The 716-nt window shown below is 63.5% G+C and carries 1 protein-coding gene; it reads left to right on the forward strand.

Translation table 11 applies throughout. The annotated features are described in order from the left end of the window. A partial coding sequence (locus QMK32_RS25210) for an AMP-binding protein (protein WP_283478310.1) occupies positions 1-716 on the forward strand: 716 nt, incomplete at both ends.

Raw genomic sequence — 716 nt, forward strand, 5'->3', positions numbered from 1 at the left:
TGGTGGTGTTCGTGAGTTTTTCAATGGGTATGGTCCGACGGAGACGACGATTATGTCCAATATTTCGGATGCGTTGGTGGCGGGGGATGTGGTCTCGATCGGTGCGCCGATCCGCGGGATGTCCGCCGCCGTACTCGATGATCGGTTGCGTCCCGTGCTCGGCGGCGCGAAAGGCGAACTGTACCTTTGGGGCCCCGGTGTGGCGCGTGGCTACCACAGTCGCATGGGGCTCACAGCAGGACGATTCGTAGCCAATCCTCTGGTCGAGGACGGCACACGGATGTATCGCACGGGCGATGTCGTTCGCCGCCTGCCCGATTCGCACGATATCGAGTACGTGGGGCGCAGTGATTTTCAGGTGAAGGTGCGTGGTTTCCGGATCGAACTGGGCGAGATCGATGCTGTCTTGACCTCGCATCCGGGGGTCGAGTTCGCGGTGACGGTCGCGCGCTCGGGGGAGCAGGGAGTGGCGGGTGCGACGGTGCTGGTGTCGTATGTGTTGCCTGCTGCGGGTTCGGATCTGGATGTTACGGAGATTCGGGGGTGGGTGAAGGAGCGGTTGCCGCGACACATGGTGCCTTCGCAGGTGGTCGCTCTCGACGAGTTGCCGTTGACTCCGGTGGGGAAGTTGGATCGTGCGGCTTTGCCGGAGCCTGCCGCTGTGGTGCGCCAGTTCCGCGCGCCGGTGTCGGAGTCGGAGTCCGTGGTGGCGAGTG

Source organism: Rhodococcus sp. H29-C3, assembly GCF_030063405.1.
Lineage (GTDB): Bacteria > Actinomycetota > Actinomycetes > Mycobacteriales > Mycobacteriaceae > Rhodococcoides.